16 protein-coding genes are annotated in these 19,836 nt (G+C 33.2%); 3 read left to right on the top strand and 13 right to left on the bottom strand.

The annotated features are described in order from the left end of the window. Positions 1–65: 65 nt before the first annotated feature. The 9 genes from manA to BN4220_RS09310 all read right to left on the bottom strand — a co-directional run bounded on the left by manA (position 66) and on the right by BN4220_RS09310 (position 9,759). Entirely contained in the window at positions 66–998 is a 933-nt protein-coding gene (gene manA, locus BN4220_RS09350) for a mannose-6-phosphate isomerase, class I (RefSeq protein WP_066715644.1), read from the bottom strand. A 179-nt stretch (positions 999–1,177) separates the two neighbouring features. Then, on the bottom strand, positions 1,178–1,756 hold the full coding sequence (locus tag BN4220_RS09345; protein WP_066715643.1) for a xanthine phosphoribosyltransferase: 579 nt from the start codon (positions 1,754–1,756) through the stop codon (positions 1,178–1,180). An 84-nt stretch (positions 1,757–1,840) separates the two neighbouring features. After that, complete coding sequence (locus tag BN4220_RS09340; protein WP_066715642.1) at positions 1,841–2,785, bottom strand: MOSC domain-containing protein; 945 nt, start codon at positions 2,783–2,785, stop codon at positions 1,841–1,843. Between the two features lie 51 nt (positions 2,786–2,836). Further along, positions 2,837–3,811, bottom strand: coding sequence for a GTP 3',8-cyclase MoaA (gene moaA / locus BN4220_RS09335; protein WP_066715641.1), 975 nt, complete (start codon positions 3,809–3,811; stop codon positions 2,837–2,839). 86 nt (positions 3,812–3,897) lie between these two features. Next, the gene (gene moaC, locus BN4220_RS09330; RefSeq protein WP_066715640.1) at positions 3,898–4,401 is read right to left on the bottom strand and encodes a cyclic pyranopterin monophosphate synthase MoaC; all 504 of its coding nucleotides are present in this window, start codon (positions 4,399–4,401) and stop codon (positions 3,898–3,900) included. Between the two features lie 67 nt (positions 4,402–4,468). After that, on the bottom strand, positions 4,469–5,488 hold the full coding sequence (locus BN4220_RS09325) for a molybdopterin-binding protein (RefSeq protein WP_066715639.1): 1,020 nt from the start codon (positions 5,486–5,488) through the stop codon (positions 4,469–4,471). 201 nt (positions 5,489–5,689) lie between these two features. Next, complete coding sequence (locus BN4220_RS09320) at positions 5,690–6,853, bottom strand: phosphoglycerate dehydrogenase (protein WP_066715638.1); 1,164 nt, start codon at positions 6,851–6,853, stop codon at positions 5,690–5,692. Positions 6,854–7,066: 213 nt separating this feature from the next. After that, positions 7,067–8,149, bottom strand: coding sequence for a 3-phosphoserine/phosphohydroxythreonine transaminase (gene serC / locus BN4220_RS09315; protein ID WP_066715637.1), 1,083 nt, complete (start codon positions 8,147–8,149; stop codon positions 7,067–7,069). Between the two features lie 392 nt (positions 8,150–8,541). Beyond that, positions 8,542–9,759: an NAD(P)-dependent oxidoreductase gene (locus tag BN4220_RS09310; protein WP_066715636.1), complete on the bottom strand. Its 1,218-nt coding sequence runs from the start codon at positions 9,757–9,759 to the stop codon at positions 8,542–8,544. Positions 9,760–10,194: 435 nt separating this feature from the next. On the opposite strand from BN4220_RS09310, the gene BN4220_RS09305 reads away from it, so the two are divergent. Together BN4220_RS09305 and glmS are read left to right on the top strand one after the other, a co-directional pair. Further along, complete coding sequence (locus BN4220_RS09305; RefSeq protein WP_066715635.1) at positions 10,195–11,196, top strand: asparaginase; 1,002 nt, start codon at positions 10,195–10,197, stop codon at positions 11,194–11,196. 534 nt (positions 11,197–11,730) lie between these two features. Then, positions 11,731–13,569, top strand: a complete 1,839-nt coding sequence (glmS, locus tag BN4220_RS09300; RefSeq protein WP_066715634.1) for a glutamine--fructose-6-phosphate transaminase (isomerizing) — start codon at positions 11,731–11,733, stop codon at positions 13,567–13,569. A 133-nt stretch (positions 13,570–13,702) separates the two neighbouring features. Here glmS and BN4220_RS09295 read toward each other — a convergent pair whose 3' ends face one another. Both BN4220_RS09295 and BN4220_RS09290 read right to left on the bottom strand, forming a co-directional pair. Further along, on the bottom strand, positions 13,703–14,218 hold the full coding sequence (locus BN4220_RS09295; RefSeq protein ID WP_066715633.1) for a VanZ family protein: 516 nt from the start codon (positions 14,216–14,218) through the stop codon (positions 13,703–13,705). Between the two features lie 57 nt (positions 14,219–14,275). Then, positions 14,276–15,481: an LCP family protein gene (locus tag BN4220_RS09290; protein WP_066715632.1), complete on the bottom strand. Its 1,206-nt coding sequence runs from the start codon at positions 15,479–15,481 to the stop codon at positions 14,276–14,278. A gap of 555 nt (positions 15,482–16,036) precedes the next feature. Here BN4220_RS09290 and BN4220_RS09285 point away from each other — a divergent pair. Continuing rightward, complete coding sequence (locus tag BN4220_RS09285) at positions 16,037–17,482, top strand: phospholipase D-like domain-containing protein (RefSeq protein WP_066715631.1); 1,446 nt, start codon at positions 16,037–16,039, stop codon at positions 17,480–17,482. A 165-nt stretch (positions 17,483–17,647) separates the two neighbouring features. Here the strand turns inward: BN4220_RS09285 and hslO are convergent, their stop codons facing one another. Beyond that, positions 17,648–18,532, bottom strand: coding sequence for an Hsp33 family molecular chaperone HslO (gene hslO / locus BN4220_RS09280; protein ID WP_066715630.1), 885 nt, complete (start codon positions 18,530–18,532; stop codon positions 17,648–17,650). A gap of 189 nt (positions 18,533–18,721) precedes the next feature. Beyond that, positions 18,722–19,582 carry a class I SAM-dependent DNA methyltransferase gene (locus BN4220_RS09275; RefSeq protein WP_066720831.1) on the bottom strand — a complete coding sequence of 287 codons (861 nt, stop codon included), beginning with the start codon at positions 19,580–19,582 and terminating at the stop codon, positions 18,722–18,724. Between the last annotated feature and the right edge of the window lie 254 nt (positions 19,583–19,836).

Genomic DNA, 19,836 nt, shown 5'->3' with positions numbered 1-19,836 from the left:
GGCAGCTTTCATCTTTCCTCCAATTTCATTGCAATTACAAGTTTAAATACTACCTTTTTATCTTTTTATACATGGGATGTAATTAACATCATCATCCCTTCCAATGTATACTCCCCATATCCTGCTGGTATAATAAAGTGGTCTCCCTTCTTTATCGCTATGGTATCAATACTTCCATTCCCTTCTAATACACTTAAGTTTAAAAAAGGGTGATCTTGTACAAATTTTTGACTACCATGAATTTGCACTTTATCTACAGTATAGTACTTACATTGAATTAATTCTTCTACCGTAGCGTTTTCATAACTGGTTTCTTTTTTGTTCGCTATGGCATCGTTGTGTGGGCACCCAATTACATCGATACTCTTATCCAAATGTAACTCTCTTGGCTTTCCATCCTGAAGACGATTATAATCATGTAGTCGATATGTGATATCACTATTTTGCTGAGTTTCTAAAACTAAAGTTCCTGCTTTTATCGCATGAACTGTCCCAGGTTCAATTTGAAAAAAGTCTCCTTTTTTAATTGGTAATATTCGTATCAAATCTTCCCAAGCATTGTTGTTTATCATGCTTTTTAATTCTTCTTTGCTCTTTGCATGATGTCCAATAACGATGTTTGCATCTTCACTACAATCTAGAATGTACCAGCATTCTGTTTTGCCTAATGCTCCATTTTCATATTCAGCCGCATAATGATCGTCTGGATGAACTTGAATACTTAAATCATCTTTTGCATCAATGATTTTTATTAATAATGGAAATACATCCCCTGAAATATTTCCAAATAATTCTCTTTGTTCTAACCATAGCTCACTCAAACGCTTGCCCACATATTTGCCTGTAACCCCCTCACAGTCGCCATTTTTATGAGCACTAACAGCCCAGCATTCCCCAATATGCTCACCGTTGATAGAATAATTAAAATCCGTTCTAAGACGGTTGCCCCCCCAAATCATTTCTTTAAACACAGGTTTTAAAAAAAGAATCTCCTCCATTATTCCTCCGCAGTTTCTTCTTATTATAGCATTATATAATTATATTTGAAATACCCCTACCTATATTTCATAGAGTTTTTAGAAATATAAAAAAGGTAAACTTTCTCCGAAAGAAAACAATACATTTTGTTTTCTATATTCCGGTTTAAAGTTTACCTTTATATATAAATAACTATTAATTATTCACGAAATTCAACAGTGCCTTTTTCAGCATCCATGCTATCAATGATTGCGAGGGATTCTAAACGAAGACCCATTTCACGTATAATCTCTCCGCCAGTTTGGAATCCTTTTTCAATTACAATTCCAATACCTTCAACGGATGCTCCAGCGCTGATTACTAAATCGATTAAACCTACCATAGCACAACCATTTGCTAAGAAATCATCAATGATTAATACTCTATCATCTTTATTTAAAAAACGCTTTGAAACGATAACATCGTATGTCTTTTTATGTGTAAAAGATTCTATTTTAGTAGAATATACATCTCCATCAATGTTGATACTCTGTGTTTTTTTAGCAAACACAACAGGTACATCAAAATATTGAGCCGCAATACATGCGATACCAATACCAGATGCCTCAATGGTTAAAATTTTTGTAATTTTTAAATCGGAAAAAATCCTTTTAAATTCTTTTCCTATTTCATTTAATAAGGTAATATCCATTTGGTGATTTAAAAAGCTATCTACTTTCAACACATTGCCTGGTTTTATATTACCATCCTGCATTATTCTATCTTTTAATAATTGCATGGAACTATTCCTCTCTTCCTTTACTGTACATAAAAATTTAACATAATGCTAAGATTATACACGATTCGTGTTTATTTTTCAATTCTAATTTCTTTTTATACCAGCACAGTTACTTTCTTTCTCTAAAAGTATGCTAAGTGCATGCCAGATTTCAGGTAAAATAAAATCTAAACATTCTTTGACTGCTTTTGGACTTCCTGGTAAATTAATGATTAGAGTTTTACCTCTAGTTACCGCAACACCACGGCTGAGCATAGCTCTATTTGTAATCTTCATTGAGTTTGCTCGAATTGCTTCTGCAATTCCTGGAACATTGCGTTCTGCTATCTCAAGTGTTGCCTCAGGTGTTTGATCACGTGGGGATAAGCCTGTTCCTCCCGTAGTAAAGATAATATCCGCTTGATTCTCATCACATATTCTTATGTATTCCGCCTTCAAACGTTCCTTATCATCCGGAAGTATAATTTTATTTGTTATTTCATATCCTTGATTTTTTAACTCATTCTCAAGTACGTTACCACTAATATCTTTCTTACCCTCATAAAATCCACTATCACTTAAGGTAATTACCGCAGCACGGTATCCGTTGCGAAGAATCGACATCATATCGCCTACTTTAATCGTACCACCTTTTACAACTTCAGTGAATACACCTTGTTTAGGCATGATACATTCACCAACTCTATGATAGATTTCACAATGACTATGACATTCTTTTCCTACCTGAGTTAATCGAAGTACAACATCATTACAAATGAATTCTGTACCGATTGGTAATGAAGCAAAAGGAATTCCCTCTACTAAGAGATTCTCACCAAATGCACCAGGAATCACTTTTTCTTCTTCTTTTTCTATTTTAGCATTAAATGCATCAAACTTTTCAAGACTTAATAAACTAACTTGACGATGCCACTTTCCTGCATGAGCATCTCCTTCAATTCCAAAATCAACAATAAAATTAGCTTCATTTACATTTCTTTTTTCTGTACCTTTTTTCTCGCTGGTACAGACTGCTATTACTTTACCCATAATTCCTCACATTCCGCCGCTTAAGGCGACATACTTTTAATTCTGTTGGTATCAGCCGCCAATTTCATACATATTGCTTTCTTCTGTGGAATCCGTCTGCGGAGCCTTAAATGCATCATGAAATTGATGACCCACCGGTTTTTGATAAATCGCACTTGCTATGATCTTCATTAATTCAATATCCGTAGCACCGGTTCTTAGTTTATGTTTAAAATCAATTAACTTTGGATTTGCTAAGCAAGGTTTTAACATACCATGAGAAGTAATTCGGATTCGATTGCAGCTTCCGCAAAAGCTATGACTTACAGCATCAATCACACCAATACTACCTTTCATATCCTCCTTCTTATAATAAACCGCTGGTCCGCTTCCCTTTTTTTCTTTCACCAAATCTTTTTCATCAAACATAGACAAAATATGTTTTGAAATCTGATTTTCCATTCCATTACCCAATTGTTTTCCTGGTCCAATTGGCATAATTTCTATAAAGCGAACATCTACTTTATTATTCTTAGCAAACTCATAAAATGCTGTCCATTCATCAAAATCTTTCGTAACTACACAATTTACTTTAACTCTAATTCCTTCTTTTAAGCAGGCATCAATAGCCTCTAAAACAGTATCTAATACATCACGTTTTGTGATTCTATGGAAACGTTCCTTATCTAAACTATCTAAACTAACCGTAATGCAATCAATTTTAGCAGCTTTTAATTCTTTTACCTTGTCCTTTAAAAGAAATCCATTGGTTGTCATAGTTACGCTATTTATATCAGGTAATTTTTTTAGTTTTTTAATAAACTCTACAATTCCTGGTCTTAAGAGAGGTTCTCCACCTGTTATTTTAATGGCATGAATCCCTAGTTCCGATGAAAGTTTACAAATACGGAACAATTCATCAAGGGTCATTAATTGTCCTTCATCACTTTTTGTTTCGCTGGGTTTACAATATTCACAGCAAAAATTACAAGCATCTGTTACGGACACTCTTAGGTAATCAATCTCTCTTTGGTATTGGTCTTTCATATATACCTCTCATTCTACCGCCTATGGCGTCACAATTCAATGAAAGAAACCACATCACGGGTTCTAACCTAGTGAAAATGATTTTTTCACTCTTTACCCCCGTCAGAATTCCACCTTACATCTCCACTCTTACCACCTGTTTTTTCATATAAGTAGATGTTTCCAAGAACCATCCTCTTATCAATTGCTTTACACATATCATAAATTGTTAATAAAGCAATATTAACACCAGTAAGTGCCTCCATTTCAACCCCAGTTTGTCCTTTGGTTTTTATCATGCAAGTTGCTTCTACTTCTAACGAGTCTCTAAACATTTCAAAATCTATACTACATTTTGAAAAAGCTAAAAGATGACACATCGGAATCAATTCCGCAGTTTTTTTAGCTCCCATAATTCCTGCAACTCTTGCGACTCCAAGTACGTCACCTTTTTTTACAGTACCTGCCTCAATTGCATTAAATACTTGCTCATTTACTTTTATTCTTCCTTTTGCAATTGCTACACGTTCTGTAATCTCTTTATCACCAACATCAACCATAATTGCTTTTCCATTTTTATCAAAATGGTTTAATTTTATATTATCGTCCATTGTAGCCTCTTTCTAACTTGAATTAAAGAAATATAATCTTTTTTATAGTGCTTTACTTCATAGAGCCTTATCTACCAAAACTACAGTTAGGGAAGGTACAAACATCACACTTTAAGCATAGTCCACCCTCACCAAGTTCATCTAATTCTTCCTTACTAATTTTATCATCCGCAATAATTCTTGGTAATACTAGATCGAATATTGTTCGACCTGCATACATTACACATCCTGGTAATCCCATTACTGGTATATTATCACTATAATATGATAGTAAAAACATTGCACCTGGTAATACTGGTGCTCCATAAGTTATAATCTTTGCACCTGTATTTTTGATTGCAAGAGGTGTTCTATCATCTGGATCCACACTCATGCCCCCTGTACATACAACTACATCGGCACCTTCTTTAATTAATTTAAGTATCGCATCTGTAATCATATCTGGTTTGTCATCACAAATCTCATGGCCGATTACTTCTGCGTCAAATTCTTTAAACTTATTTATAATAACAGGAGTAAAGGTATCCTGAATTCTTCCATGGTAAACTTCACTTCCGGTTGTAACAATACCAACTTTCTTCTTTTGAAATGGTTTCACATGAAATATCTTTTCATTCCCTACAAGCTCTCTTGCCTGGTTCATTTTTTCTTCTTTAATCATTAAAGGAATTACTCTTGTCCCAGCAATTTTATCTCCAGCCTTTACTGTAAAGTTTCCACGTCTAGAAGCGATCATCATATCACCGAAAGAATTGATTTTTCGTAATAGTGCACTGTTTACTTTTAATAATCCATCCGTTTCTGCGATCAACTCAATTTTACCTTCTTTTACAGGTGTTTCTCTTAAATTATCACCTTTGCTTATTTCCGCTAAAATTGCTGCTCCTTCATTTTCGTGTAGCATTCCTTCTTCATTTTCAAAAACATATAGATGTTCTTTTCCACAAGAAAGTAACACTTCAATATCCTCTTCCTTGATTACATGTCCCTTATGGAACACTACTCCTTTTGAGACATCTTTTATAATTTGTGTGATATCATGACATAAAACATGTCCGACAGCATCCTTAGTATCTATTAATTTCATAACAATTTCCTCCAATTAGGTAATCAAACAACAACATATAGTTTACCATATAAAACTTCTTTTGTTCAAATTTTAGATATGCAAACTCATGTTGATTTTATCACCAAATGAAACTTTAATCTAGGACTTTTTAATATAACAGAAAAAATCAAAAAAAACTGCCGCTAAATCATAAGCTGATTTGCGACAGTTTTATTTATATTATGCGATTACTCTTACTTTTAATACACCTTTAATTGCTTCTAATTTTTCAATCATTGTGTTATCTACTACTTCACTTACATCAAGTACAGTGTATGCATATTCGCCTTTGCTTTTATTAACCATGTTTTCAATATTCATGTTGCAAGAGGAGAAAACGCTAGTAAATTGAGATAACATATTTGGTATGTTTTTGTGATTAATCGTAATACGAGAAGTACAATGACATACTCCAGCATCCAAAGATGGATAGTTAACAGAATTTTTAATATTACCATTTTCTAAATAATCTGCTATTTGTTTTACTGCCATCTTAGCACAATTATCTTCAGATTCTTCTGTAGATGCTCCAAGATGAGGGATTGCAATAACCCCTTCCATTCCTGCAGTTTTAGCATTAGGGAAGTCAGTTACATATTTTGCAATCTTTCCACTCTTTAATGCTTCTTCCATAGCATCATCATCTACCAATAAATCTCTTGCAAAGTTAAGAATTACTACACCGTCTTTCATAGTAGCGATTGTGTCTTTGTTGATCATCTTTTTCGTTTCATCTAATAATGGAACATGAACAGTAATAAAATCACATTCTTCAAATATTTCTTCTCTTGTCTTTACATATTTAATATCTCTAGAAAGATTCCATGCATGTTCTACAGAAATATAAGGGTCACATCCGTATACTTCCATACCAAGACGTTTTGCAGCATTAGCAACTAATACACCAATTGCACCAAGTCCAATAACTCCTAGCTTTTTACCTTCGATTTCTTTTCCTGCAAACTTAGCCTTTTCTTTTTCAACAAGCTTTGCTACATCTGGATTATCTTTTGCAGTTTGTACCCAATTGATACCGCCAACAATATCTCTTGATGCTAATAACATACCTGCAATTACTAATTCTTTTACACCATTTGCATTTGCCCCTGGAGTATTAAATACAACGATTCCTTCTTCTGCACATTTATCAAGGGGAATATTATTTACACCCGCACCTGCTCTTGCAATTGCTTTTAAATTTTTAGAAAACTCCATTTCATGCATCGCAGCACTACGTACAAGAATTGCATCAGCGGCTTCTATATCATCCACCTTTTCATATGTATCATTAAATAATTTAAGACCTACTTCAGCAATTGGATTTAAACATTTATATTTAGCCATAATACTCTCTCCTAAACTTTTATTAATAATTATACAAGAATTCATTTATTAAAGACTTTGCTTTCCAAAATCTAAACTGTTAAGACCAGTCTTTTTCAAGAAATTAAGGCAAGAAGCAACTCTTTTCTCCTTGATATGATAAAAGCATCAATTCCTCACCTAGGTGTTTCATTGACGCGTTTATCAAGTCTTTAATAAATTATGAAATATAAATTATGCATTTTCTGCTTCAAATTTTTTCATAAACTCAACAAGTTTTTCTACACCCTCGATAGGCATTGCATTATAGATACTTGCTCTCATGCCGCCAACAGTTCTATGGCCTTTTAAGCTTTCAAAACCTGCTGCTTTAGCCTCTTTTATAAACTTCGCATCTAATTCTTCACTTCCTGTTACAAAAGGAACATTCATTAAAGAACGATCTTCTTTTACAACAGTTCCCTTAAATAACTTGCTCTCATCTAAAAAGTCATAAAGAATTTTTGCTTTCTTTTCATTTATTTCTTTCATTGCTTCTAAGCCGCCCATTTTCTTAAGCCACTTAAATACTTTACCACAAATATAAATACCATAAGCTGGAGGCGTATTATATAAGGATTTGTTATCTGCATGAATTTTATATTTAAACATTGTTGGAGTACCAGGTAGAGTGTCTTCCGTGATTAAATCTTCACGAATGATAACAATGACAACTCCTGCTGGGCCAATGTTCTTTTGAACACCACCATAGATTAAAGCATATTTTGATACATCAACTGGCTCTGATAAAAAGCAAGAAGAGACATCTGCTACCAAATCTTTCCCCTTTGTATTTGGTAATGTTTTAAACTTGGTTCCATAAATCGTATTATTTTCACAGATATAGACGTAGTCAGCATCTTCGCTGATTGGAAGATCTGAACAATCTGGTATGTAAGAAAAAGTTTTATCTGCCGAGGAGGCAATCGCATTCGCTTTTCCATAAATTTTGGCTTCTTCGTATGCTTTTTTTGCCCATTGACCGGTAATAATAAAATCTGCAACTTTATTTTTCATAAGATTCATTGGTATCATTGCAAATTGTGAAGAAGCGCCACCTTGTAAAAACAAAACTTTGTAATTGTCTGGAATATTCATTAAATCACGTAAATCTTGTTCTGCTGTATTAATGATTTCTTCGTACGCTTTGGAGCGGTGACTCATTTCCATAACGGACATTCCTGTTCCGTTATAATCAAGCATTTCTGCTGCTGCTTCTTTTAAGACTTCTTCTGGTAATACCGCTGGTCCTGCGGAAAAGTTATACACTCTACCCATTCTAAATTCCTCCTTCATCTTACATTATTGGTTTTCCCTAACCATAATTACATAAACTTTTAAATGTTTATTATTTTCATAAGTTAAAGCTATAACACTTTAATAGACTACATTATATAGCTTTGTCAAATCTTAGTCAATAGCTTTTTAATCTTCTTTTTCATTCCAAGCTTGTTATACATATATGATGTAATTAGGGGTTATATCCATACTTTTCGATTTATAGCACACCTTTTGTTCTGCGCGCATCTGCGCATCCTTAACAGAATGATTTTTAAAGGATAGAATAAAGCCTTTCTGCTTTTATTTCCTAACATTAAAAAAAGAGCTGTCCTAAAAACGTATTTATTAAATTAAAAATACGTTTTAGAACAGCCCTATCATATAAATTATTATAAACTACTCATATATTCATCCATTGCATCTGCAACCATCTTAGAATAGTGAACAGCTTCTACTACTGTTTTTGCTCCATTTACAACGTCACCAGAAGCAAAAATTCCAGGTCTTGATGTCTCTCCGGATTCATTGGTTACAATAAGTCCTTTGTTATTTACGTTAATGCCTTGTGTTGTTGACACAATCTTATCTTTTGGTCCCTGTGAAATAGCAACAATAATGGAATCAGCTTTGTAGAGTTTTTCACTACCCTCAACAGCATGCATAACACCTTCTTCATCCCAAGTTGTCGATCTCATAATCGGACCTTCTTCGGTTAATTCAACTGGAGATTTGCAAAGTTCAAAACGAACGCCATCAATCTTTGCATATTCTACTTCTAGCTGACTTGCTCTAATTGCATTACGGTGAGAATATACCGTAACATCACGAACACCTTTACGAATTGCAGTTCTAGCTACGTCCATTGCAGAATTACCTGCTCCAATAATCGCTAGTGAATCTCCTAGTTCATAAGAATCTGGATTTACAAGATAATCAATCGCAAAATGAACATTTCCAAGGCTTTCCCCTTTGATACGAAGGCTATTTGGTCTCCATACCCCAGTTCCAATAAAGATTGCTAAATATCCGTCGCGGAATAAATCATCAATACCAATTGCACCACCAATTGTTGTATTTGGACGGAAACGAATGCCTAATTCAAGCATTTTCTTTTTATATTTATCAAGTATTGTTTTTGGTAAACGGAACTCTGGAATACCGTAGCGTAACACACCACCAATTTTTTCTTTTGTTTCAAATACTGTAACGTCATAACCACGCTTTGCAAGTATTATGGAAATTGTAATTCCTGCAGGACCTGAACCTATGACTGCTGCACGTTTGTTTTTCTTTTCCGCACGCTCTAACACCATTTGATCAAAATAAGTACTAGAAATATAATTTTCAATGCTACTAATATGAACTGGACTTCCCTTTTTACCAAGAATACAATGTCCTTCACACTGCTTTTCATGATCACAAACTAGGGAGCATACGATTGAGAGTGGATTGTTTTCAAATACCATCTCTCCCGCCTTTGAAATACCACCATTTAAAAACTCTTGAATCATAACTGGAATATTGGTATTTATCGGACACCCTGTTCGACATAAAGGTTTCTTACAATTCAAACATCTTTTCGCTTCGTTAACAACATGTTCTGCCATATTCATTCTCCTCTATCAATAAATTTTGCATATTCAGCAAACAATTAAACACTTAATGAATACATTAATATTGCAAATCACGTAATCTTAAACTTATGCATAATATTAGTTTTTCAACAAAATCTAAGTATACAATGCATATTGTTACTAATTTGCACGTTCGTTTTTTATTATATCTATTTTTAAACAAATAGCAACAATAGTTAAAATGTTGTCAACGTCTGTTAATTTCTTGACACGATTGATAAATTTTATGTTGAATAAATAAAACATTTCTACTATAGTTATACTGACTTAGATGAACATTACAGATTATTAACTACTATTATTATCCACTGTTTTTACACAGTAAGGAACAAGGGTAACGATATCTATTCAGTATGAAATCAATCAAGTACATCCCATTTTAAATATATCTTAAGGAGTTTTAATTATATGAAAGAAAAACTAAATATACTGCTACTAACAACCGGCGGAACCATTGCCTCATTATCTAGCTCTGAAGGTTTAGTACCTGGACTTAGTGGCAATCATTTGCATTCATACATTGCAAATTTTACATCCGATTTAAATGTTACAATTGAGGATATCTTGCACTTAGATAGTTCCAATATACAACCAGAAGAATGGCTAATAATAGGGAAGCATATTTATGAGAATTACAAATCTTATGACGGTATTGTTATTACACATGGTACTGATACCATGGCATATACCAGCTCTATCCTATCTTTTATGCTGCAAAATATACCAATACCAGTTGTATTTACTGGTTCACAATTACCTTTAACGCACCCCTTAACCGATGCGATTGATAATTTGCGTTATGCCTTTGCCATGGCAACCTCACATGTGGCTGGTATTTATCTTGCATTTAATCGTAAAATTATTCTTGGATCACGTGCTGTTAAGATTCGTACCACTGGTTTTGATGCTTTTGAAAGTGTAAACTATCCAAATATTGCGACCATCGATTCTACTGGTTTAAATATCAACTACCAAGCGATACCAAAAATCAATGTTGAGTGTACCTTTAAAAACTCTCTATGCGCTGATGTATTTTTACTTAAGCTAACACCTGGATTAAATCCAAGCATTTTTGATATGTTACTAGAGCTTAATTATCGTGGCATTGTAATCGAGGCTTTTGGTGCTGGCGGTTTACATTACATTCATCGTGATTTAATCAGTAAATTAGAAAAATTATCAGACCATGGTATAAGCATTGTTATCTCGAGTCAGTGTCTTTATGAACGAAGTGATCTTTCCATTTATCAAACTGGTCAACTAGCACTTCGTCACGGAGTTATCCAGGCCTTTGATATGACAACGGAAGCTGCTGTGACTAAGTTGATTTGGGCACTGGGACAGACTGAGGATATGGATGAGGTACGTAATATATTTGCAACCAATTATGTTGGAGAAATCGCATTATAAGTCTGATTTATAGGTCCTCTTTCAATGATCTATCATATAATAAAGTAAACCTGAATCATATCCTTTTGTAAAAGTGTATCTGGTTATAGGAACATGCGTGTATTATGTAATAGGGTGCTACAAAATAATTTTCCTTCGAATTTTACCCCATCTTAAACAATTTATTTCTAGAAATAGTTCTAGAAAATGTAGCACCCTTTACGTTAATTACTGTGTAAATTACCGCATATATTTCCATTGTTTGTTCGATACACCATTTGTTGACACACAGCAAAGGGTATGCTATCATGTTTATGCTAGCCCAGGCATCAACAGAAATGTTTTCCGTAAGGATAAAATTAGCGCCAGGAACCTCTCATGGGTGAATAGAGGTCGACGAGGTAGAGGGTTATCGAAAATTCGGCGGATGCTCTCTCATGTAGTTTGAACGTGTCATGTACCGACAAAATGGCAGGTGACTGCCCAACAATCACGGTATAATCAAACATAGTGTAACCAGTACTTTGAAAACTGAATAAGAAAGGACGATTCATTATGTGTGGTATTATTGGATTTACCGGGTATTTAAGTGCTCCTGAGGTTCTTGTAAATGGACTTAAGGAATTAGAATATCGCGGTTACGACAGTGCAGGCATTGCTTGCTTTACAGAAGGAAATTTATCAGTAGTTAAGTCAGTAGGAAAGGTTGCTCAGCTAAAAGAGAGCATTCCAGCTGAATTTAACTCCACTTGTGGAATTGGTCATACAAGATGGGCCACTCATGGAGGTGTATCCAAAGTAAATGCTCACCCTCATGCTTGTGGTAACGTGACTTTAATTCACAATGGTATCATAGAGAATTACCACGAACTAGAAAAAGAGTTAGCAGTGAGCGGAAGATTTCCTGTTTCACAAACCGACAGTGAAATTGCTGCTATGCTCCTTGATAGTCTTTATACAGGTGATGCCCATGCTGCAATTAAAATGGCAGTAGACCGTCTAGATGGAGCTTATGCATTTTGCATACTTTTTAAGGACCAACCAGAGGTTATCTACTGTATTAGAAAAGGAAGCCCTTTAGTTGCTTGTCATACAGAAGAAGGTTCTGTTGTTGCTTCGGATATGGTAGCTTTGCTACGCTATTCTAAGGATTATTTTGTTCTTCCAGAATATCAGATTGCAAAATTAACAAAGAATTCTATCGAAGTAACAGATTTAGATGGAAATCCTAAGACTCCTGAAATGCTTAGTGTTACTTGGGATATGTCTGCTGCGCAAAAAAATGGCTATAAGCATTATATGTTAAAAGAAATTCATGAACAGCCAGACGCATTACGCAGAACAATTACACCACGCTTATTAAAGTACGTAGAAAACTCCAATCAGTATTTCATTCCTGATTTTACTGCAGATGGAATTCCTGACAGCGTTTTTGAGGGTGTAAATCGCATCATCATCACTGCTTGCGGTACTGCTATGCATGCTGGATTAATTGGTAAGATTTTATTTGAACGCTTACTTCGTATCCCAGTTACTGTGGATATCGCCTCTGAATACCGTTATCAAGATCCGATTCTTGATGAAAATACACTTGTAATTACAGTTTCTCAATCTGGAGAAACCGCAGATACCTTAGCAGCACTTCGCCTATCTAGAGAAAAAGGTGCAAGAACTTTATCCATTGTCAATGTTAAAGGTTCTTCCATCGCCCGTGAAAGCGACTATGTATTCTATACACATGCGGGTCCAGAAATCGCGGTTGCTAGTACTAAGGCATATACTGCGCAATTGTCTGCATTTTATATGATTGCATATCGTTTTGCTTATGTAAGAAAATGCTTAGATGCTAAGGATTGCTCCGTAGCAATGAATCAATTACTTAGCGTTATTCCTGAAATTGAAGAAGTCTTAACTAAGACCTCTGATATAGAAGCAATTAGTAAACATCTAGTAAAAGCAGAAAATTTATTCTTTATTGGAAGAAGCATGGACTATGCTCTCTCCTGTGAAGGTTCCATTAAATTAAAAGAAATCACTTATATTCATTCCGAAGCTTATGCGGCAGGTGAATTAAAACATGGAACACTTTCCTTAATTACTGAAAATGTTCCAGTCATTGCTCTTGCAACCCAAGATAATGTATTATCAAAAATGATTTCTAACATGAAAGAAGTAAGAGCACGTGGAGCTTGTGTCATTTGTATCACTACTCCAGATGCTGTTATTGAAGAGAATTTATATGATTATAAAGTTGTAATACCAAAAACAGACGCAACCTTTGCACCATTTAGTGCAGCTGTTGTATTGCAAATGATTGCTTATTATACATCTTCCTTTAGAGGACTTGATGTAGATCAGCCACGAAATCTTGCAAAATCAGTTACGGTAGAATAAACAAAAAACCTCAAAATGTAATTCATTTGTGAACTTCCCCCTATAAGTTAGACCTAAAATCTAACTTATGGGGACAGATCATTTGAATTACGTTTTGGGGTTCTTTTATTCTCAAAATGTAAGCAGATCAGTTTTAATTATGAATTTTTAAAGCCACTAAAATAAACACTACTGGAATTAATACTGCTGAACTACAAACTGCAACAAGGTTCTTAACTTTTGTATCATCTTTTAAAAACTTCTTAAAAATCTTGTAAATACATAATCCGATAATTCCGCCTATTGTATTCGTTATAACATCTGAAATATCGCTTGCACCAATTCCAAAAACATATTGGAACGTCTCAAAAAATAAGCTTAATAAAGTAAACATTGCGATTTTTTTAGCTCTGCTAATATTTCTTGCCATTAAACCAAGATATATTCCAAAGGGTATAAATAAAACGATATTCCCATAGAAATCAAGCTTATTAAAGTAAGTACCAAATATATTATAGAGTGGTCTCATGTTTAATGTTCTTGAAAAATATCGTCCGTCACGAAACAATTCTAAGGGTGAAACGTATTTAAATAATATATTCCTAATCAAAAACCATATATAAAATATAAAACTTGTATAAAACATTGTATTATAAATTTTCTTCTTCATACCATTATCACACTTTCCAGTTACTTATAACAAATCTATCCATTTTGATTAACTATATTATTCGTATATAAACTCTCTTATTTCCTCTTTCGTTTTCAATTGATCTTTAAGAATTAAAACAGCTTGTTTACTTTTTCCTATTAAAACTTTTTGATCTACATAACTTCCATCCGTTGGTATTCTTAAATTATCAATTTCATTAAATTTTAACCCCAAACCAATTTCTAAGTATTTCTTGAAATCTGTTTTAGTAATATCTGTTTTTATATTAACATTAGATACAATTTCATTAATTGTATTTGTCAAATCCAAAAGATTTTTTGCTTTTAATGTATCCACCATACTCTTTAATACAGCTCGTTGTCGTTGTGTTCTTCCAAAGTCATTATTTTCAGTACCTGTTGATACACTACGAACACGACAATAACCAAGTGCTTGATTGCCGTTTAATTTTTGCGTTCCTACTACTACATTTCGATACGCTGGATTTGAAATATAATTATGTTTATTTAAATAAGCTGCTTCACCTTTTGTTAAAGTTACTTCAACCCCATTTAAAATATCTACGATTTTTTCAAATGATTCAAAATTCACAAGCATATATCCATCGATTTCCAACCCAAAGGTAGTTTCCATCGTATCATATAATAGCTCAATTCCACCTTTGGAATAAACGGCATTTAATTTATTATTATCATAACCTCGAATATCTACATAAATATCTCTCATAATTGATAGGAATTTTAACGTATTATTTTTAGTGTTAATCGATGCGATAATCATGGAGTCAGTATTTTTTGCACTGTTAAATTCTTCAATGCCAATCAAAAGAATATTAATGATATGATCGTCAACCTTATCTTTATTAATTAAAATAGACTCATCACTATTAAAATTAGCTTGAATATCACTTAAAGTACTGGTTGTATCTACAAACTCAAAGCCTTGATTATATAAATAATCACCTAATACATTACTTACTATTTTTTTGCCCAAAGGAGTTATCACTAAAATTACACAAACAAGAACAATGGAAGCAAGAGCAAAGATGATTTTTCTTTTTTTAGGTTTTTTCTTATTCCTATTATCTACGACACTATCATTTATTGGTTCATTTTCACTAAATACTGAATTTACCTGTTCCGCTAAAGATAAATGTAATTCATCGAGATATTCCTCTTCATTAATTAATTCATCTTGGATACGTGTTTTTTGTTCTTCATCATTGTAACCTTTAAAATCATCTTGATATTCATCTTTCATATGATGTTCTCCTAATATTGTGTGTAATTGATTTCCTCTTTGAACAAATTCTCTTCAATATCTTGTTGCTTCAATCTGCAAACGAGTTTGCAGATACCTCATTCCGCTTTCATTATATCATGGACAAATTCTCTCCATGATCTTGTTGCTCCAATCGGCGTCTGCAAACGAGTTTGCATACACCTCATTCCGCTTTCATTATATCATGGACAAATTCTCTCCATGATCTTGTTGCTCCAATCGGCATCTGCAAACGAGTTTGCAGATACCTCATTCCGCTTTCATTATATCATATTATTCTTAAGAATTTATAAATTTTTCCAATATAATTACTTAAGATTTCATTTCCTGTCATTCTTACGAGTAAAAATCATAGAATTTTAATAGTTTTTTAATTGTAATCAGACTAAAAAGCTTTATACTTTTTAAATATAGCAATTACCACTGTTTCATATGGTTGATTGTTCCATTGAAATAGATTAGATGTCTATCTTAATAAAAATAATAATTCTTCACATAATAACATCTACTAGGATTATGTGAACGGAGGATTACATGAAGTATAAGTTTATAAAATTATTTAAAGTATTTGGCGCTATTCTTGCAATCTATGTTCTTTATCTCATCTTAGGTGCTACTATACCCTTTATTCATTTTCCCGAAGTGAATGATGACTTTAAGAATAGTTTTTCAACAGATAAATTTTACAATGACACAATTGGAGTGGACCGTGCCGCTATTATCGAAGATAGTGATGATGCGCTTGATGTTCGATTACATATGTTGAATGAAGCGAAGGAAAGTATTATCATTTCTTCTTTTTCCGTTAAAAATGATCGAAGCTGCAAGGAAATCTTTTCAACCATTTTAAATGCTGCCAACCGTGGGGTAAAAGTTCAAATTATCTTAGATGGTATTACAAGTGCTCACGATATGAAAAATGATACAATGTATTATGTACTTGGAACTCATCCTAATGTTGAAATTCGTTTTTATAACACAATAAATCTACTAAAGCCCTGGAATTTAAATGATAGATTGCACGATAAATACATTATTATTGATGATAAGTTACTTCTCTTAGGAGGACGTAATATTTCAAATTATTTTCTTGGAGAATATAACACGAAGGTACTTAGCTATGACCGTGATATCTTAGTTTATAATACTACTTGGAATTCAAAAGATACTTCCTCTAGTGTTATTTCTGAAGTAAAAGATTATTTTAATACAATTTGGAATTCAGATTATAACAAAACAGTTTTTAATACTGTTCCGCGATATAAGAAAAAAGATATGAATCGTGCAGAAATTGAATTAGAGGACTACTATCACTCTTTGATAACGGAACGTCCAGAATTATTCCAGAGCTTAGACTATGCTCTGATTACAGTTCCAACGAATAAGATTAGCCTCATCTCAAATCCGATTAATCTTACAAGCAAGGAACCTTATGTTTATTATCAGTTAACTCAATTAATGATGCAGGCAAAAGAAAAAGTAATTTTGCAAACTCCGTATGCTGTTTTAAACGATACGATGTACTCTGATTTACAACAAATTAGCAATAGCGTACCTAATGTTACAATGTTTTTAAACTCAACGGCGGGTGGCGACAATTTTATGGCTTCGGCTGACTATACTTGGAATAAAGATAAGGTTATTGCAACCGGAGTTACCCTTTACGAATTTCAAGGGGATCACTCGATGCATAATAAGTCACTTCTTATTGATGATAATATCTCTGTAATTGGTTCTTATAATTTAGATATGCGAAGTACCTACTTAGATACTGAAGTGATGCTTGTTGTAAATGGTACCGAATTTAATCAATTATTGTCTGAGAAAATGTCAGATATGCTTGATAAGTCTTTACCAGTTATGAGCGATGGCTCTTATGGAACAAATGGTGATGTGGTTGCCCTGGAACCTACAACTTGGCAAAAGATTAGCCTTGGCATATGTTCAGCAGTATTTCAATTATTTAGATTCCTATTGTAATAGAAAAATTATGAATCCCCTGGAACGATAAATTATTCTTTTATCAAAATTAACAACCTAATATTGATAGCATTATTAATGGGGCCGTTGCAAAATAGAGTTTTGTATGAAACAATTCTATTTTGCAACGGCCCCATTATTTAATTTTTATTTCCTTCAGCTATCTTAATCTTGTTTGCTTCTTAAAATAATTTTCTTTAAATCATCTACAGAAAACATGTAGTGTTTATTACAAAAATGACAATTCACTTCAATTGGCTCATTATCATCAATCATCTCTTGAAGATCCTTTTTACCAATACTAATGATTGCTTTTTCCACTCGTTCTTTCGAACAATTGCATTCAAATTTTGTTGGAATTTTATCTTTGATTTCAAGACCTAAGTCTCCTAAAAGTTCTTCAAGAATCATTTCAGGCGTCATTGAGTTATCTAACATAGAAGTGATGGAAGTAACTTTACTTATTTTTTCTTCTAATTTTTCTATCACTTCTTCTTCAGCAAATGGAAGTAACTGAATCATAAAACCACCTGCTACTTTTACAGTATTGTCACGATTCATTAATACTCCAAGGGCTACTGAGGATGGTACCTGCTCTGAAGTTGCATAATAATACGTGATGTCCTCTGCTATCTCACCTGAAACTAAATCGGTTTGTCCTGAATATGGCTCTTTTAATCCCATATCCTTTATTACAGTAAGAAAGCCTTTACCAACAGCTCTTCCTACATCCAATTTGCCAAGTGGGCTTGGTGGAAGCATAACATCTGGCTGATAAGCATAGCCTTTTACATTTGCTTTTGAATCTGCTGTTACTAATAAACCCTGAACTGGACCATCTCCATTGATTTTTAATGTTAAAAGGTCATTTTCGCCTTTCATCATACTTCCCATCATAGCTCCAGCTGTTAATAATCTTCCTAGCGCTGCTGTTACAACTGGGCTTGTATTATGTGTACTTCTTGCATATTCAACTAAATTTCTGCTTGTACAAGCAAATGCTCTTATTTGGTTATTTGCTGCAGTCGCTCTAATAATATAATCTTCCATATCTATACCTGTACCTTTCAATTTATGTCTTACACGATTGTTACATCTGTGTACTACGATTCTATTTATGTCTTACACGATTATTGCGTTTGTGTACTACGATTCTATTTATGTCTTACACAATTGTTACGTTTGTGTACTAGGATTCATTTTTGAATCACTATAATTCTTTGTTACTTTAATATACGATTACATTTCAGTATAAAATTTATTCTCTTGCTTCTTTTCTCTTGCAATTACATAGATACGCTCACTATCTTCTTTTGGGGCATCTTTCGTACAAGCATCATAAGCTGTAACATATTCCATCCCTGCTTTTTCTAATAAAGAAATAATTGTCTCAAGCTCATATGCTTTTTGATAATGAGTCTCCTCAAATCTTTCATAAAGTCCTGAAGAATCCATGTCATCCTCGGCATCCACTTTTTTATAGATTGTAACATCATATTCGTTCATCATTTCATCTTCATGATAAAAGTTTTCCCAAATAAAGCTACAATCTTCACGATTTTCAGCAATTGTTGTATCACCTAAAATTGTCTTGTATTTATAAACAGTATTTAAATCAAAGATAAATAAACCACCTGCATCAAGATAATTATTTACTAACTTAAAAACCTTAATCAAGTCCTCTTCTTTGGTAATATAATTCATACTATCACAAATACTAACAACAGCCCTTACTGTACCAAATAACTCAAATTCTCTCATATCTTGTTCCAAATAGAGTATTCTAGGTACATACTCGCCATCTACTTCTGATTCAAGTTCTTCCTCATCCATATCCTCCATAGATTCCATCAAAAAGTCCATTTCCTTTTCTCTTGCAATCTCTAGCATATCCTCTGAGTTATCAATACCTATCATATCATAACCTTGACTTGCTAATCTTCGTGTGATACTTCCAGTTCCACAGCCAAGTTCTAATACTAATCCATCCTCTACTCCATATTCTTTTAGTAAGGATATTAAATATTCTGACCATGTATCATAAGGAACATTGTCCATAAATTTATCATAAACATTTGCAAAACCTGTATACGCTCTCATTGCTAACTCCAATCTACATAATTGATTACCCAGAACATTATAGCAATAATCTAACATTGTTTCAATGTTATACATTGTTTCAATGTTATACATTGTTTCAATGCTTTACATTAGTTCTATGCTATACATTATTCAATATTATACATTGTTTCAATGCTATTCAATGTTATTCCCACATAGCAAAAAAATTATAAACATAAAAATTACGAAAATGAATCATTATTACAAATAATAAAAAAGGCCATCACAAAAAA

The organism is Clostridium sp. Marseille-P299 (assembly GCF_900078195.1).
Taxonomy (GTDB): Bacteria; Bacillota; Clostridia; order Lachnospirales; family Lachnospiraceae; genus Lachnoclostridium.
Note: the sequence above shows the minus strand (reverse complement) of the source record. Positions and strands in the feature narration are given on the sequence as shown.

Excerpts from the sequence above, each read along its gene's own strand:
- manA (WP_066715644.1), bottom strand. The coding sequence starts at position 998 with ATGGAGGAGATTCTTTTTTTAAAACCTGTGTTTAAAGAAATGATTTGG.
- BN4220_RS09345 (WP_066715643.1), bottom strand. The coding sequence starts at position 1,756 with ATGCAATTATTAAAAGATAGAATAATGCAGGATGGTAATATAAAACCA.
- BN4220_RS09340 (WP_066715642.1), bottom strand. The coding sequence starts at position 2,785 with ATGGGTAAAGTAATAGCAGTCTGTACCAGCGAGAAAAAAGGTACAGAA.
- moaA (WP_066715641.1), bottom strand. The coding sequence starts at position 3,811 with ATGAAAGACCAATACCAAAGAGAGATTGATTACCTAAGAGTGTCCGTA.
- moaC (WP_066715640.1), bottom strand. The coding sequence starts at position 4,401 with ATGGACGATAATATAAAATTAAACCATTTTGATAAAAATGGAAAAGCA.
- BN4220_RS09325 (WP_066715639.1), bottom strand. The coding sequence starts at position 5,488 with ATGAAATTAATAGATACTAAGGATGCTGTCGGACATGTTTTATGTCAT.
- BN4220_RS09320 (WP_066715638.1), bottom strand. The coding sequence starts at position 6,853 with ATGGCTAAATATAAATGTTTAAATCCAATTGCTGAAGTAGGTCTTAAA.
- serC (WP_066715637.1), bottom strand. The coding sequence starts at position 8,149 with ATGGGTAGAGTGTATAACTTTTCCGCAGGACCAGCGGTATTACCAGAA.
- BN4220_RS09310 (WP_066715636.1), bottom strand. The coding sequence starts at position 9,759 with ATGGCAGAACATGTTGTTAACGAAGCGAAAAGATGTTTGAATTGTAAG.
- BN4220_RS09305 (WP_066715635.1), top strand. The coding sequence starts at position 10,195 with ATGAAAGAAAAACTAAATATACTGCTACTAACAACCGGCGGAACCATT.
- glmS (WP_066715634.1), top strand. The coding sequence starts at position 11,731 with ATGTGTGGTATTATTGGATTTACCGGGTATTTAAGTGCTCCTGAGGTT.
- BN4220_RS09295 (WP_066715633.1), bottom strand. The coding sequence starts at position 14,218 with ATGAAGAAGAAAATTTATAATACAATGTTTTATACAAGTTTTATATTT.
- BN4220_RS09290 (WP_066715632.1), bottom strand. The coding sequence starts at position 15,481 with ATGAAAGATGAATATCAAGATGATTTTAAAGGTTACAATGATGAAGAA.
- BN4220_RS09285 (WP_066715631.1), top strand. The coding sequence starts at position 16,037 with ATGAAGTATAAGTTTATAAAATTATTTAAAGTATTTGGCGCTATTCTT.
- hslO (WP_066715630.1), bottom strand. The coding sequence starts at position 18,532 with ATGGAAGATTATATTATTAGAGCGACTGCAGCAAATAACCAAATAAGA.
- BN4220_RS09275 (WP_066720831.1), bottom strand. The coding sequence starts at position 19,582 with ATGAGAGCGTATACAGGTTTTGCAAATGTTTATGATAAATTTATGGAC.